The organism is Bacillota bacterium (genome assembly GCA_040754315.1).
In the GTDB taxonomy this organism is placed as follows: domain Bacteria; phylum Bacillota; class Sulfobacillia; order DUSP01; family JBFMCS01; genus JBFMCS01.
In genome coordinates, this window is the sequence record JBFMCS010000059.1 from 51179 (window position 1) to 65375 (window position 14197).

14 protein-coding genes, 2 pseudogenes and 1 CRISPR repeat array are annotated in these 14197 nt (G+C 60.6%); all 16 genes and pseudogenes read right to left on the reverse strand.

All coding sequences use genetic code 11. The features are described 5' to 3' along the window. Positions 1 to 219: a NifU family protein gene (locus AB1576_13480; protein ID MEW6082739.1), complete on the reverse strand. Its 219-nt coding sequence runs from the start codon at positions 217 to 219 to the stop codon at positions 1 to 3. Between the two features lie 115 nt (positions 220 to 334). Continuing rightward, a complete protein-coding gene (locus AB1576_13485) occupies positions 335 to 2038 on the reverse strand; it encodes an ATP-binding protein (protein MEW6082740.1) in 1704 nt (567 codons plus the stop codon). Then, positions 2014 to 2199: a hypothetical protein gene (locus tag AB1576_13490; protein ID MEW6082741.1), complete on the reverse strand. Its 186-nt coding sequence runs from the start codon at positions 2197 to 2199 to the stop codon at positions 2014 to 2016. Before AB1576_13490 ends, AB1576_13485 begins: the two co-directional genes overlap by 25 nt. Then, positions 2174 to 2401 (reverse strand): hypothetical protein, encoded by a 228-nt coding sequence (locus AB1576_13495; GenBank protein MEW6082742.1) that lies wholly within the window; start codon positions 2399 to 2401, stop codon positions 2174 to 2176. The genes AB1576_13490 and AB1576_13495 overlap by 26 nt, the downstream gene beginning before the upstream one ends. Then, positions 2401 to 2832 (reverse strand): hypothetical protein, encoded by a 432-nt coding sequence (locus AB1576_13500; GenBank protein MEW6082743.1) that lies wholly within the window; start codon positions 2830 to 2832, stop codon positions 2401 to 2403. Before AB1576_13500 ends, AB1576_13495 begins: the two co-directional genes overlap by 1 nt. A gap of 11 nt (positions 2833 to 2843) precedes the next feature. Continuing rightward, positions 2844 to 3632 carry a hypothetical protein gene (locus AB1576_13505; GenBank protein ID MEW6082744.1) on the reverse strand — a complete coding sequence of 263 codons (789 nt, stop codon included), beginning with the start codon at positions 3630 to 3632 and terminating at the stop codon, positions 2844 to 2846. 3 nt (positions 3633 to 3635) lie between these two features. Beyond that, positions 3636 to 4664, reverse strand: coding sequence for an AIR synthase family protein (locus AB1576_13510; GenBank protein MEW6082745.1), 1029 nt, complete (start codon positions 4662 to 4664; stop codon positions 3636 to 3638). A 6-nt stretch (positions 4665 to 4670) separates the two neighbouring features. Beyond that, positions 4671 to 5198 carry an ECF transporter S component gene (locus tag AB1576_13515; protein ID MEW6082746.1) on the reverse strand — a complete coding sequence of 176 codons (528 nt, stop codon included), beginning with the start codon at positions 5196 to 5198 and terminating at the stop codon, positions 4671 to 4673. A 28-nt stretch (positions 5199 to 5226) separates the two neighbouring features. After that, a complete protein-coding gene (locus tag AB1576_13520) occupies positions 5227 to 6684 on the reverse strand; it encodes a hypothetical protein (GenBank protein MEW6082747.1) in 1458 nt (485 codons plus the stop codon). 63 nt (positions 6685 to 6747) lie between these two features. Further along, positions 6748 to 8270, reverse strand: a pseudogene (locus AB1576_13525) (PHP domain-containing protein). Positions 8271 to 8280: 10 nt separating this feature from the next. Beyond that, a complete protein-coding gene (locus AB1576_13530; protein ID MEW6082748.1) occupies positions 8281 to 8508 on the reverse strand; it encodes a DUF6504 family protein in 228 nt (75 codons plus the stop codon). A 410-nt stretch (positions 8509 to 8918) separates the two neighbouring features. After that, complete coding sequence (locus tag AB1576_13535) at positions 8919 to 9725, reverse strand: AAA family ATPase (GenBank protein MEW6082749.1); 807 nt, start codon at positions 9723 to 9725, stop codon at positions 8919 to 8921. Next, a complete protein-coding gene (locus AB1576_13540) occupies positions 9722 to 11065 on the reverse strand; it encodes a DDE-type integrase/transposase/recombinase (GenBank protein MEW6082750.1) in 1344 nt (447 codons plus the stop codon). The genes AB1576_13535 and AB1576_13540 overlap by 4 nt, the downstream gene beginning before the upstream one ends. Before the next feature lie 208 nt (positions 11066 to 11273). Next, positions 11274 to 11855: a DUF6431 domain-containing protein gene (locus AB1576_13545; GenBank protein ID MEW6082751.1), complete on the reverse strand. Its 582-nt coding sequence runs from the start codon at positions 11853 to 11855 to the stop codon at positions 11274 to 11276. A gap of 173 nt (positions 11856 to 12028) precedes the next feature. After that, positions 12029 to 12847 carry a hypothetical protein gene (locus tag AB1576_13550; GenBank protein MEW6082752.1) on the reverse strand — a complete coding sequence of 273 codons (819 nt, stop codon included), beginning with the start codon at positions 12845 to 12847 and terminating at the stop codon, positions 12029 to 12031. 491 nt (positions 12848 to 13338) lie between these two features. Further along, positions 13339 to 13966: a CRISPR direct-repeat array (repeat unit 37 nt; unit sequence CTTTCAGTCCCGTCTACATCCGGGTGGTGATTGCTTG). A 105-nt stretch (positions 13967 to 14071) separates the two neighbouring features. Beyond that, positions 14072 to 14197 (reverse strand): annotated as a pseudogene (locus tag AB1576_13555) (transposase).

A 14197-nucleotide genomic window follows, 5' to 3' on the forward strand; every position in this document is an offset into this window, starting at 1 on the left:
TTACACCGAGACGACTTCCTCCACCTCGGGCACTTCCTTCTTCAAGAGGCGCTCTATACCATGCTTCAGGGTCTGGGTAGCCATGGGACACCCGCCGCAGGCCCCCTTAAGGCGCACCTTCACCAGCCCCCCCTCGACGTCAACCAGCTCCACGTCACCCCCGTCGGCCTGGAGCATGGGCCTTACCTTGGCCAGGGCCTTCTCGACTTCCTCCTTCACCATAACACCCCCTCACATCGAGTTTACAAGTGTCCTGTGTCTTCCTGGGCTGCCGGCGGGCCGTCCAGGCCGCCCCACCCAGAATACAACAATGGCGCCAGATTGTCCAACAGGCCTAGATGTCCACCTCCATCTCAGCCTCCATGGCATCCAGGAAGGACTGGTCATCCGTATAGTGCCTTGCCTGCTCCAGGCAGGTTCTGATAACGCCCTCCCTGTGGCGGTGGTCTACCCGGAAACTCCTGGCCGCGGTGATGAAGTCCTCCCTGGCCAGGTTCTCGGCCCCGCGGTCAAAGGCCACACGCTTGCCCCGGGTCACCAGTTCTTCCAGCTCGGCGCAGGAGAAGTTCTTGGTCCTGGGGACTATCTCCCGGGACAGGAAGTCCCTCACCTCCTCCTCGGGCTCCCCCAGGGGTGCCCTGGGCCGGGTACCTGGCGTCACCCCCAGGTGCACCAGGAGAACCTCCAGCCGGGCCCTCTCCCCAGGGTAGAGGAAGGGGATCTTGTAGTCCAGCCGGCCGGTCCTGAGGAATGCCTCATCTAGGTGCCCTGGTACGTTGGTGGTCCCCACTATCATGGCACCCCGCTCCGGGTTTCCCAGCCACTCCAGGAACTGGGAAAACACCCTCCGGGTCTCCTCCGCCGCCGAGCCTCCCGCCACGGCGCTCCTTTGACCGAAACGGTCGATCTCATCCACGAACACAACTGCGGGGGACATCTTCTCCGCCATGCGAATGGCATTTTTCATGCGCTGGCCCGATTCCCCCAGCCACTTGGAGTAGATGTTCTCAGTGACCAGGTTGATGAAGGGCAGCTGGATCTCCGTGGCCAGTGCAGACGCAAAGAGGCTCTTCCCGTTCCCCGGTGGTCCAAAGAACAGGATGCCCTTGGGGAGTGAGAGGCCGAAGCGCTTCGCCCTGTCCGAATTCTTCATGACATTGATGATGAACTTCCTCACGAAGTCCTTAATGGACTGGTAACCACCTATATCGCTGAACCCGTATACGGGATCCCTTGCCTCTAGGACCCCCGAGCTTTGCACTAGGTCCGACTTCAGTGCCTTCACGGCCCTGAGGTCGAAGCGCTGCCACCGGTGGTAGGATTCCAGGAGTATGCTCTCCATCTGGTGCAGGTTCAGCCCCGCGGTGGCCACCACCAGTTCGCCCATGAGCCCATCCAGTGGGATATCCAGTTCCCTGGAGAGCTCGGATATTATCGAAGCCCTCTCCCGGTCCGAGGAGGGGTCCACCTCCTTGGTGATGACCAGCTCGCGGGTGAAGTCGTCCAGAAGCCTGTCCGTGGCCGCGGTAAGCAGCACAATGGAGGAGCCCCGGGCTATTATCGAGGGGTCGATGGCCCAGGCCCTGAGGGCACTCTGCAGGCCTGTCTCCCACTCCCGGCTCTCGGATAGGTTCTGGATGATGAAGAGGGACCGGGAGGACTTCAGGTAGGGGTCAACCTCCTTGAGCACCGCCCTGAGCTGGGCCAGCTCAACGCCCTCCCGCCCCATGGCCCTGGCGGTCAAGGGCGAGCCCCCCACTCGTTTCCTGTAGGGCTCCGCAACGGGTCCCGATGGCGAAGGAAGCAACCTGGAGAGGCCGTCCCACTGGTCATATAGCAGGACGTTCTCGGCGGCCCTGGTCTCCTCGTTCTCCAGTAGATAGCACTTCAGCTGGTATATGCGCTTGGGGTCAGAGGTTTCAAAGCAGATGACAGGGGAATAGAGCGACTTCCTCTTGAGAAGCGCCTCCCTTATCCAGCCTGTCTCCAGCTCGTAGGCCAAGGGATCCCCTCCTAGCCGCAGGGTGAAGAGAAGCACGTCCAGGCCTCCAGGCCCAGCTCCTCCAGGGCCTGGCGAAGCCCCTCCTCTCCCCCTCCGGACCTTTCATAGACCTCCACCCTGTCATGGTACACGGCCACCTCCACAAAGGCCTGTCCCTTTGAGGCCACGACCCTAACGGGTTCCCTCTGGGTCCGCACTCCTTGAGGCCTCCTCTCCGATCTCCTCCTGGATCTGTTTTTCGCTCTTGGGACTCCTTTCAACCAGAGAGGTCACAAGGCCCAGTTCTGCCAGGGCCGCCTCCAGGACCGCCGCCTCCGCCAGGCAGTTGTCCTTGGAGAACCCCACGAAGTCTACCTTCACCCTGCCTCCCCGGCCCACCCTGGCCTCGATCCGGGGCATCACAAGCCCCCCCTCACCAGGACCTCCCTGCCCTCTGGGGAGGACACTTCCTCCACCTCAACCTCATAGTTGAGGCTCTCGAAGGCCCGGGTAACGGCAAGGGCCGCGAAGTTCTGCGAGATCTCCTCTGCCAGGTCCCGGCTGGCCTCCTCCAGGCCGCCATAGTCGTCATAGAGGAAGAATACCTCCCCCGTGGCCTCGTCCACCTCGACACCCACACCCCTGGGCATCTCCGGAGTAACGAGGGCCAGGTCACACAGGCGCACCCGCCCGAAGAAGTCCGATATGGACCTTACTACACGGCCCCCATGGCTCTCGGCGGTGGCCTCTACGGCATCCACCAAGAGGGACCACCCCACAGTCTCCCGGAAGTCTTGACCCTCCCCGGTCTTAAGGCGGATGCGGGTGGTGTAAGAGGTTATCACGCTCATGGCCGTTCCCCCTATGCCAGGGTTATCTTGCTCTTCAAGAAGTCCTCTTTCTTTTGCCTCCACATGGCCAGTTCCCTGCGGGTGCCAGCCAGCTGCTGGTACAACAAGGCATCCTGGCCTGCGGCCTCCTGGGCTGTCCTGCCGTTCCCAGGGGCCTCGCGGGGCTCCTCACTGGCCAGGTAACTCCTGACAAGGTCCAGGTGGGCCTGGTCATCGTCCCCATCCTGCCCCAGGGACTTCTCTATCTCCCGAGCCAGGGCCACCAGCTCCTCCCGGGTACTTTTCCTGATCTCCCTCTCCCATCCCTCAACCTTCATGGTCCTGACCCTCACCGAGCCTCCCTGGAGCTTCCACCTCTCCACCCTGTCCCTGAGCTCCCGGGCACCTGAGGACGGGGCCTCTCTCCTCTCAGCATCCTCCCGCCTCACAGGCTCCCCGCGCCCGGCCCGCCTGAGGGCCTCCATTTCCTCCTCCAGGCGAAGTTCCTCCTCCTGGAGGGTGTATATCTTCCTCTCGTACTCCAGCTGCACTGTGAACCTCCACGCCTCTGCCAGGACAATTGCCAGGAGGGTGTAACAGGGTAGGAAGAACAACGCCGCCAGGAACCAGAAGTAGGGGGTGCCCTCCAGCCCCGGGAAGTACCTGACCGTAACCCAGTAGCCCGCCAGTATACCGAAGGGAACGAGCCCCCGGAACACCGCCCGGGAACGAGGTGTGTGCTCGTAACGGGTCATGACCCTCACGCCCCCGGCCGCCAGGAGCCAGATGCCCAGTGCCACCGCGGCCAGAAGCAGCAGCATCCCCTATCCCGCCCTTCCAGGGCTCCCGGACGCCAGGAGGGCATCCAGGCGGGCCCTTACGCGCCACAGCTCATCCCCTTGGGGGGGAGCTATGGTTCGAGGACCGTTTCCGGTGATTAGCACTCGCTGGGAGCCCGGGGTGAACCTTCCGATGACCTCGGCCCGTACACCCTGGGCTTCCAGGTGTTCCTTGAGGCATTCCCCTTCCCGAGCGGCGATGAGCATGGCGCCACTGGAGATCAGGGAGAGGGGGTCGGCCTCCAGGGCTTCACAGATGGCCCTGGTCTCCTCCAGGATGGGGATGCTGCATGCCCACACCTCCACCCCGGTCCCAGAGGCCTCCGCCATCTCGTAGACGGCCCCCAGGACCCCTCCCTCAGTCACATCGTGCATTGCAGTGGCCCCGGCCGTCGCGGCGAGAATGCCCTCCTTTACCACACTGATCATGGATACGAAACCCCGGGCCCTCTCCAGGATGCCCGGGGGCACCCTGCCCGCCAGGATGTCACCGTAGTCATAGGCAAGGATTGCGGTACCCTCAATGCCGGCTCCCTTGGTGAGGAGGAGCTGGTCCCCAGGCCTTGCGCCCCCGGAGGTCACCAGGCGGTCCCTGGGTGCCTTGCCCACGGCTGTCACCGTTATGATTGGTTTGGATAAGCCTGGCATGACTTCGGTGTGGCCCCCCAGGATCTCTATCCCCAGCTCGCCGGCAGCCCTCTCGGCATCCGTCATGATGGCCTCCAGCCTCTCTGCATAGCCCGCCTCCGGGCACAAGACGGAGAGGAGCACCCCCACAGGCGTGGTGCCATTGGCCGCCACGTCATTGCAGGAGACGTGGACGGCGAGCCACCCAGCACCCTCGTCAGCCCCTGTTATGGGGTCCACCGACAGGGCGCACACGAAGTCCCCGAAGTCGATGACGGCGGAGTCCTCTCCCAGTGAGGCATGGACCAGGACCTCTGGGTTCCTGTTCTGTATCCGCCCGAGGACTACAGACCGGAGGACATCGGGAGGGAGTTTTCCTCCCTGCAACGGGTATCACCTCCGCTTTCCCGGGCCTTCCCTGTAGCCAGCCACCTCGGGATAGGCCCTTCTCACGGCATTGGTCACCAGGAAGGCAATGATGCCGCCCACCAGTACCTGCCCGAGATCCCCCGCCACCTCTCTCGGTACGATTCGAGGGCCCTCGATGAAGGCAACCGCCACCGCATAGCCTGCTATCATCACCAGGCCCCCTGCGGCCATGGCCGCGACATCCCTGCGCGGTTCCGCCTGGCCTGAGAGAAACCCCACCACAAAGCCTTCGAAGCCCTTTATCACGAAACTGAAGGGGGCCCAGACGGGAACCCCCAGGACCAGGTCAGCCAGGGCCGAGCCCACGGAGCCTGCTATGGCTCCAGTCAACGGGCCAAACAGCAGGGCCGCCGTGAATATGATGGCTTCTCCCAGGTGGAAGTAGCCCCGGAAGCTGGTGGCCGGTATCCGGACGGCGGTAGCCGCCAGGGTGCCCACGATGAGGAGGCCCGGGATCACCAGGTGGCCCCGGGTCGATCCCTTTGTGTCCATTGGAATGGTTCTCCTTTGGTTGTTTTGATTATAGCACAGGGCCCTCTTCCCAGGAAGCCAAGGCACCGGGACCCATTGGCTTTACCCAGGAGGCCACTATGCTTCCCCCCCTCCCCCTGCGTTTCAGGGTGCCCTCGACCTCTAGGGGCAGGACCTCCGGGGAGAATATGAACTGGCCGCACCGCTGGTATATGTTCTCAAACACAACGATGTCGATAAGCCCCGTCTCGTCCTCCAGCGAGAGAAACACAACGGTACGCCCGCTCCTGGTGGGGGGCCTGTGAGGCCTTACAGGGAGCCCCGCCACCCTCACCCGGGATCCATCCCTTAATCTCTCCAGTTCGCAGCTGCTTAAAAACCCCCGCTTCCTGAGGCGCTCCCTGAAGACCTCCATGTAGTGGCCGCTTACCCACAAACACAGGACCTCATATTCCTGGAGGATCCTCTCGGCATGACTGAAGTCCTGGGGCCTTCCCGGGAAACTCAAACCCCTTCTCCATGCCTCGATCTGGCAAAGGAGTGCCCTCCTGTTGTCATCCAGGGCATCGAAGGCACCCCCCAGCACGAGGCTGCCCGCGGTGTCCAGGCATACCCTCCTCCTCTCCAGGAAGTCCTGCAGGGAAGGATAGGGCCTGCCCTTCAGGATGGACACCACCTCTCCCTGGCGGATCCCCTTCACCCTGCTCAGGGCCACCCTGATGCCCTCTCCCTCCACCTGGAAGTCCCTCCCGCTCTCGTTTATGGACAAGGGCAGGATCCCAATCCCCCTGCGCCTTGCCTCCACCGTGATGGTGGCCGGGGAGTAGTATCCCATGGGCTGCCTGCTGAGGATGGCCGCGAAGAAGTGGGCGGGGTAGTGCTGGATGAGGTAGGCCGTCTTGTACGCGGTACTGGCAAAAGCCGCCGCGTGGGCCTCGCAGAAGCCGTAGCTGGCGTATCCCTTCATCATCTGGAATATCTCCCGGGCGGTGCCCTCGGGCACCCCCCGGGAGGCCGCCTTGGCCACGAAGTCCTTCCCGATATCCTCCATCTCCTCAGGGGAGCGGTAGTGGGTCATGGCCCTCCTGAGCCGGTCCGCGTCCCCGGGGGTAAACCCTCCCACCCTCGTTGCGATCTCGATAACCTGCTCCTGGAAGAGCACCACCCCGTAGGTCTTCTCCAGTATGGGTTTGAGATCTGGGTGAAGATAGGTAACCTTCTCCCTGCCGGCCCGCCGGGCCAGGAAGGGCTCCACCATGTTCCCCTTGATGGGCCCGGGCCTTATCAGGGCCACGCTGGATACAATGTCCTCCACCTCCCTGGCTCCCAGCCGGGACTGGAGGCTCCTCTGGGCTGGGCTCTCCAGCTGGAACACCCCTATGGTGTGCCCCGACTGGAGCATCCTGAAGGTTGAGGCATCGTCCAGGGGGATGTCCTCGTACCGGAAGGATGGATCCCCTGTCTTGATCGAGGACACTGCCGTATCCACCGCCGACAGTGTCTTCAAGGAAAGAAGGTCCATCTTGATGAGGCCTATGTCTTCGATGCCGTCCTTGTCAAACTGGGTGATGGTGACCCCCTTGGCGGACCTCTGCAGGGGTACGATGCCATCCAGCGGGCTTCCCCCTATGACGATCCCTCCTAGATGGGTATATGCCTGGGGAAGGAGGAAACCCGGGCACAGATGTCCAGGAGGAGCCCATATCGCTCAGGATGGGAACCTCCCAGCTCGGGGTAGTGGTCCATGGCCTCCTTTATGGCATCGGACCTCAGGTAGGGCATGCGTTTGGCCAGGCGGTCTATCTCCCCCTCCGGGTAACCCATGGCCTTGCCCATGTCCCTCAGGGCAGAGCGTGCCCTGAAGGTGTTATATGTGCAGGTCCATGCCACCCGCTCCCCACCGTAGCGCTCCGTGACGTACCTGGCCACGTCATCCCTGTACCTGGCATCGAAGTCAAGGTCGATGTCGGGCTTCTCGGCCCGCTCAGCGCTGAGAAAGCGCTCGAACAAGAGATCCCGGGCTATGGCGTCCACCTCGGTGATCCTGAGGCAGTATGCCACGGCGGAATCCGCCGCTGAACCCCTCCCCGCGTAACGGATGCGTTTTTCCCGGGCGTGGCGGGCTATGTCCCATACTAGAAGGAAGTAGTCCTCGTAGCCCAGGCGGCCTATGATGTCCAGCTCGTGCCTGAGCCGCTCAGTGATCCTGTCGCCGATCCTCCCGTATCTCTCCAGGGCTCCCTCCATGACCAGGTGCTCCAGGAGTCTCCCGGGTTCCTTTACCCCATATACAGGATAGTGCCTCTTTCCCAGTTCCGGGGTGGCCTGGCACTCCCGGGCGATCCACTCCGCTGTCTCCAGGGCGCTTCGTTCCCCCACGGCCTCCCGCATCTCCCCAGGGCTCTTCAGGTAGTTCTCGGCATTGAGCCTGCGCTCAGGGTGGACCTCCTCCAGCCTGGTCAGGGTCCTCACACAGGTAAGCACATCGTGGACAGGGAAGTCTTCCTTCCTCGCGTAGTGGGCGTTGGCGGTGGCCACCAGCCTCAGCCCAAGGACGCTGGACATCTCCTTCAGGCCCCGGTTCAAGAGCCCGGAACCGGGCAGCGATGCCGCCTCCATCTCTAAAAAGAAGTTCTCCCGGCCGAACAGGGAGATGTAGCGCCGGGCTGCCTCCAGGGCCTTCTGGTACTTGCCCCTGAGGATCAGGGAAGGGATCTCCCCCCTCCGGCAACCCGAAAGGCAGAAGACCCCTTCAACCTGGGAGATATCTTCCCAAGAGGCTCTGGGCTTCAGGCGCTCGCTGCTAAGGTGAGCCTTGGTTATCGCCCGGGAAATACTGGAATATCCCGTGGCGTCCCGGGCCAGCAAAACCAGGTGATAACCGCCCTCCAGGGTCAGTTCTACTCCCTGGATGGCCTTCATGCCCATCCTTTCAGCTGCCTGCCTGAAGGCCATAGCCCCCGCCATGCTGTCGTGGTCGGTTATGGCCATGGCAGGCATGCCCATGGACGATGCCCGCTCCAGCAAGGCCTTCACAGGGCTGGCACCGTCCAGGAAGGAAAAGGGGGAATGAACGTGAAGATGGCAGAACATGGCGCCTCCCTCAATCGTAGACCTTGTAGAGGAACCACTCTTCCCCGGCCCGGTATATCTCAAGGAGGCTGCCGTCTGAGAGCCTCAAGCGGTAGAAGAGCTTCTCGGTTTCCCCCTGCCACCACTCCCCTGTGTCCCGCCAGAGCTCCATGATATCAACTACCGGGTGCCAGCGCCCCTTCCACAGGATGGACCGGGGGTTATCACCGGCGGCCTTCACCCTCACCCTGCGGCTCATACCGTCCACCCCTCAAGGGGTCCCACAGGGCCAGCACCCTCTCCCTGCGCCCCAGCTCCTTACCGGCGCTTATGATAGAAGAGCCGTACCTCCGCTTCAGACCACTAATCACGTTATCCAGGCCTTCCGGTTTCCCAAAGAGAACCCCCTGGCTGATACTGGCAGGGCCGAAATCCCCCGCTTCCAGGCATAATTCTGTCACATCCTGTGGCAGTCCCTTCAGGAACGGAGAGAGGGCGCCGAGGAGCCCGGGCAGGGAGACCCTCTGGGGAAAGGTTCTCTTCCATATTGTTCGTGCCGGAATAGTTTGACGGGGATTGTCTACGAATAAATGGCGGGTTTGTATTAGGCCACGATGCGCCCGTTGCGGGCGCATCGTGGTTTGATAGCCGGGAGTGAATGAGGGAGTTTCAAGCCTCGAGGTCAGAGAGGACATGGGCAAGGTGAGAGTCCTCTACGAGGGGGTCTTGATGGAGAGCGGCATCGAGCAGGCAACCGCGGGCGAGGCGATTGATGAGCCTAGGGAGTCCCTTGGAGTGAGCGTGGATCTTCTCGATGACTTGCTGGGTAAAGAGGGGCTGGTCACAGCCAGCGGTGCTGAGTTGGTGATGGATGTAGTCCCGGGTCTCGGGCAGGGCGAGTCCTCCGAGGTGGAATGTTAGGTCGAGACGTTGAGCAATGGGGAGATAGGCCAGGAGTTTAAGGGTAGCCTTGAGTTCGGGCTGTCCCACCAGAAGGAGGGTAAAGAGGGAGTCAGAATCAAGGCGAAAGTTTAGTAAGAATCGGAGTTCCTGGAGCATGTCGTGCCCGAGGGTGTGTGCCTCGTCGATAGCCACGACCAGTTGACGCTCCTGGTTTTCCACGAGGTCCTGTACGGCTGTGCGGAAGTTCCGCTTTAGACGGGGTAGAAAGCCCATGGGAGCGATAGCCAGGGCGGCCAGGGCGTGTTCATAGAAGGCCCTTGGGGTAAGGCGGGAGTCAGCGATGTAGATAAAGCGGTAGACACTGGAGTCAAGTTGAGCAAAGAGGGCCCGGAGGGCGCTTGACTTGCCCGCGGCGGCATCCCCGGTGACGAGCATGAACGAGCGGTTGTTGCAGGCGTAGGTGAAGCGGGCCAGGAGTTCGGACAAAGCGGGGCCCAAGTAGAGGTCTCCGGCGGCGATACCCCTGCCAAATGGCATGTAGTCTAAGCCGAAGTGACAAAGGATGTTTTTCACTTGGGTTTGCCTCCTTGTACTCCCCGGTAACTGAGCCGGGCACTGTCAAGACGCGCCTTGTGCTCATGCTCCAGGGCAGTGAGGAAGTTCAGGCCGCTGTCCGTTGGGGTGCAAACCGGCTCAGGTTTCTTTTTACCCGCATGCTCTGGCACGACCAGCATAGTAGCGTCATCCTGCCGGCCATCCCAGTGGACCTGGACCACCTGGGGGTCATAAGGGTCATAACGTACCAGCACCCTTCGGTGGGCCAGTTCCAGGGGCGCCTGGTAGGGTATCTGGTCTATTGTGAAGACCCCGGTCTTATCTACTTTGCGATATTCTTCCATCAAAAAGGCATCATGCAGCCCGGCCAGGTCCACACGGCGTAGCGGTGTAGGGTCATGCTCGAACCTCAGGGCCGGTTTTTCTTTGGTGGCTGAGTGGATACGCTCATGATAGTATGCCTGGAGCCATGCCCAGAACAGGTCATTGAGTTCCTCCAATGTAAGCGGGTGTTTCTCGAGTAACCTGTAGGCTTCAGAAGTGAAGCTGGTGCATACCAGCTGGAAGAATCTTTCCACTTTCCCGCGGCCCGCGGGACGGTAGGGGCGGGAATGGATGAGCTGGATGCCCAGGTGACCGAGTATGCGCTCAAAGTGGTGGGCGGAGTAGATAGCCCCGTTATCGACGTGGATCTGCTCGGGGACCCCATGCTTTGTCAGGGCTTTCTTGAGCGAGTCTTCCAGCATGGGAAGTCTCTCGGCCCGGTAGATCTCCGCATGGGGCACAAAGCGGCTGTAGTCGTCGATGAAGGCCACGAGGAACACCTTGCGCTTGGTCCCATCCGGCTGGGGTAGATAAAGCAGGTGATGCACATCTCCCTGCCATCTTTGGTTACGGCGCCGGGCCTGGTAGCGCTGGTAACTCTCTTTCCGGGGCATCTGGGACCGGGTAAGACCCAAGCGGGTGAAATGGTCGTACAGGGTGCTTCTTTTGAGTCGCCCGGGCTCTACCGTTCCTTCATCCTCCAGGACACGGATGATGCGGTCAATGCTTCTTTGAGGGTTTTCCTCTCGCAGCCTGACCGCCCAGTCCAGGACCTCCCCCGGCAGGCGGGGGGATGAAGTGCGGGGCGAGGGTAAAAGCCCCTCCCACCCCCGGGCCCGGTAGGCCTCGAGATACCGCTCCAGCGTGCGTACGCTCACCTGTGTGCGGGTGCTGTAGGGGATACGGTGCCGGGACGATGCTACCTCCCCCAATAGCCGGGCCTGTTCGCCGCGGTCAAGGTCCTGCCGGCTCACCACAGGGGCGATGAGACCGTAGCGGAAGTTAGCGATCTCCTGGGCTTTGCGTCTGTCCATGGCACAGGACCTCCTTTTTTCTCCATTGTCGGCCCAGTGGTCCCCCGGGTCCAGGACACGCTATGTGGGGTGTGCCTTCTTATCACCCTCACGTTCACACACGGATACCCATCTGGAGGGTCTCGTCGTTGGCGAGCGGGCACCGGAAAGCCTGGCGGGCACCGGAGGTTCATTGGCGGGAAGGCACCGGAAAGGATTGGCGTTCTGTCTAGAACAGGGGCTGGAAACTCAATTGGATCAGGGGGAGCACGGGGGTCGAATCTATGCCGTTCACGATGACCTGGTATGCCCTGGCCAGCCTGAAGAGTACCGCGAGGCGGTGGCGGACATCACGATAGCATCCGGTAACCCAAAGACCCGGCTCAAATTCCAATACCCGTCTAGCCAGCCACCCGGTCAGGACCGACCAGTATTGCTCTCCCAGGGCCCTCAGCCAGCGCCGGAAGGTACGGGGTTCAAGGTCCCGGTCATAAGCCACCTTTTCCTGGCTCTGATCTCCTGTGGAATAGTCCAAAAGGGCTCCTTCATGGGCAAAAAGCGTGTAGGGACTGTAGGGGCGCAGGAAGTGCGGAAGCACTGTGAGGGTCTTTTGGCAATGGGGGCAGATTACCCGGTACAGGGGAATGCGCACAGCAGCCTCTCCAAGACTCGATCTCACCCCGCGGAAGTACCGGCCGTGCCCATGCATCCTCACCCCGCAATCCGGGCAGGAAACCCGCACCTTCGGCCTTTCGTTCAAGAAACTCTCCAGGTATGACTTGACACTCTTTGCGAGGTTGGCTACGATCAACTCGGAAGATCTACCTTCCACAGGCGAGAAGGGTCAGCTCTCGAAGGCGGGCCTTCTCGCCTGTCCTATTCAAACACACTTCCTCTGGTTCGCCTCTCATACCCCAATCCCTTCCATACACCGTCAACTACTACCGGATTTCCCTCCCTCTTTAACGACATACTCTCCCGGTGTCAACACCATATAACCCTGGGGCCATCCCCCGAAAGGGTAATGGAGAGGAAACCTATGCCAAATCCCGCCTCAAGGCTGTCCAGCAGCGTCTTGAGCCTTTGCCTTATAAGATCATCCAGGGGCTGTCCCTCCAGGTGTTCACAGGTGATCCAAGGGGCATTCCCGTATGCCTTGACCCTGGAATCCCCCTGCCCGTTACGGCCCTGGTCGATCACGTGGGCCCAGGGGCCGAAAAGGCGCTCGAGTTCCTCAGTGGAAAAACGAAGGTCTCCTATGCGGTGGATCCCCAGCCTCCTCAGGGCTTCCTTGATATCCCCGGGCACCTCCAGGAGGCCTACGGGGAAGGGGGCTATGAATTGCCTCTCCTTGGCTTCCTCAACCCTTCGCAGAACAAGACCGGGCCCTGCTGCCAGAATCCCAGCTGCCCTGGCCACGAACTTGTTGGAGGCAATGGAGACAACAATCCTGTACCCTGCTCCAGGGATGAGGTCCGGGATCCTCATTGCCTCCTGGACCGAGCAGGCCAGGAATGATTCATGGAAGTCGATGGCTTCTATGAATGGGGTTATGGCAGTGAGCCTTCCCCGCATCTCCTCCGCAGGGGCCCTGAAGTTCCCGCTCCAGGGGAGAATCTCGAGGCGAGGGCATAGTCTCCGGGCAACTGTGGGGCTCATGCCACGTTCGACTCCACAGAGCTCTGCGGTGCCGGAGATATCCACCAGGGTATTGCCCTTCTGGACACTGGCGGGGCCCCTGCCTTGTCCCCTTCGCTCCACACCCACATAGAAGCCGTCTACTCTGAGGTAAATGACTGCCACCTGGAACCCACCCGAACAAACGTTCGGTTATATGGTACCAATGAACCCTTGGGAAAGCAAATGGGAAATTAGAGCAGTACTCGGAGGAGCGGGTCCGGAGGGTTGGGCCATTAATGATCTATTACATAATCCCCATAGCTAACAATTTCCTTGAATTGGCCGAATTTACTTATAGAACCAAAATCTTTATGTGAGGTGATCTCTAATGTCAAACTTGCCTCCTGGAGTAACCGACGACATGATCCCGGGAAACCGTCCGGAAGACATTGAATTTCAGGACGCTTACGACGACATAACCATGTTGATATCTCGAATACTGGAAGGTGCCCGCTACATCGACAAATTTGATATCAGGGATATACTGGAAGAAATTGTGAAAGATTTATAGGATGAAAGGTAATCAACACCTTTTGCCCAGGACACTCGGAGGGCGGGGAGGGAATGGCATCCTCAATGACCTCAGAATGCTGTTCCCTTCCAGTTTAACTTCCAAAGACTACCCGTCTACATCCGGGTGGTGATTGCTTGTCCCCTTGGCGCTGGAACGCAGCGCCCCATCGTACTCCCTTTCAGTCCCGTCTACATCCGGGTGGTGATTGCTTGGGCTTGAAAGCGCTGTCCGCGCGGACCCGGACTTGTTCTTTCAGTCCCGTCTACATCCGGGTGGTGATTGCTTGTTTACTACATGGGCACGGTGACTGCCGCCCAAGCCGACTTTCAGTCCCGTCTACATCCGGGTGGTGATTGCTTGTGGTAGCCTTGCTTGTGTTGTTGATGAGAATAAGAACTTTCAGTCCCGTCTACATCCGGGTGATGATTGCTTGGGCGAAATTGGCTGTCTCTCAGGTCCTGGTCTGGGAGCCTTTCAGTCCCGTCTACATCCGGGTGGTGATTGCTTGAATCTGAAATATCCGCTACAGCACACTCGCTCTTAATCCTTTCAGTCCCGTCTACATCCGGGTGGTGATTGCTTGCCAGAACGTGCGATTTTTGTTGCTGTCGCTATTACCTTTCAGTCCCGTCTACATCCGGGTGGTGATTGCTTGACGCCCCGGCCACAGCTTGGCCAGCCTTTCTGACAACTTTCAGTCCCGTCTACATCCGGGTGGTGATTGCTTGGGGGTCAAGTCCGGATTGTGGTGTAAATTCGCCCTGGTAGACGTGAAAGGTTAAGCTGCCTGTGTGACGCTGGCATTCTTCCCGGTGGTACCCAAGGACTTCTTCCTCCAGGTACTCCGTCATGTCGAAGTACCGATGGCCTGTAGACCAACTCTCATCAATTTCCATGAGCACGGCTCCAAGGAGTCTAAGGGCGGAGTCTTCGTTGGGAAATATCCGTATCACCCGTTC

Excerpts from the sequence above, each read along its gene's own strand:
- AB1576_13540 (MEW6082750.1), bottom strand. The coding sequence starts at position 11,065 with ATGGACAGACGCAAAGCCCAGGAGATCGCTAACTTCCGCTACGGTCTC.
- AB1576_13530 (MEW6082748.1), bottom strand. The coding sequence starts at position 8,508 with ATGAGCCGCAGGGTGAGGGTGAAGGCCGCCGGTGATAACCCCCGGTCC.
- AB1576_13500 (MEW6082743.1), bottom strand. The coding sequence starts at position 2,832 with ATGAGCGTGATAACCTCTTACACCACCCGCATCCGCCTTAAGACCGGG.
- AB1576_13505 (MEW6082744.1), bottom strand. The coding sequence starts at position 3,632 with ATGCTGCTGCTTCTGGCCGCGGTGGCACTGGGCATCTGGCTCCTGGCG.
- AB1576_13495 (MEW6082742.1), bottom strand. The coding sequence starts at position 2,401 with ATGCCCCGGATCGAGGCCAGGGTGGGCCGGGGAGGCAGGGTGAAGGTA.
- AB1576_13515 (MEW6082746.1), bottom strand. The coding sequence starts at position 5,198 with ATGGACACAAAGGGATCGACCCGGGGCCACCTGGTGATCCCGGGCCTC.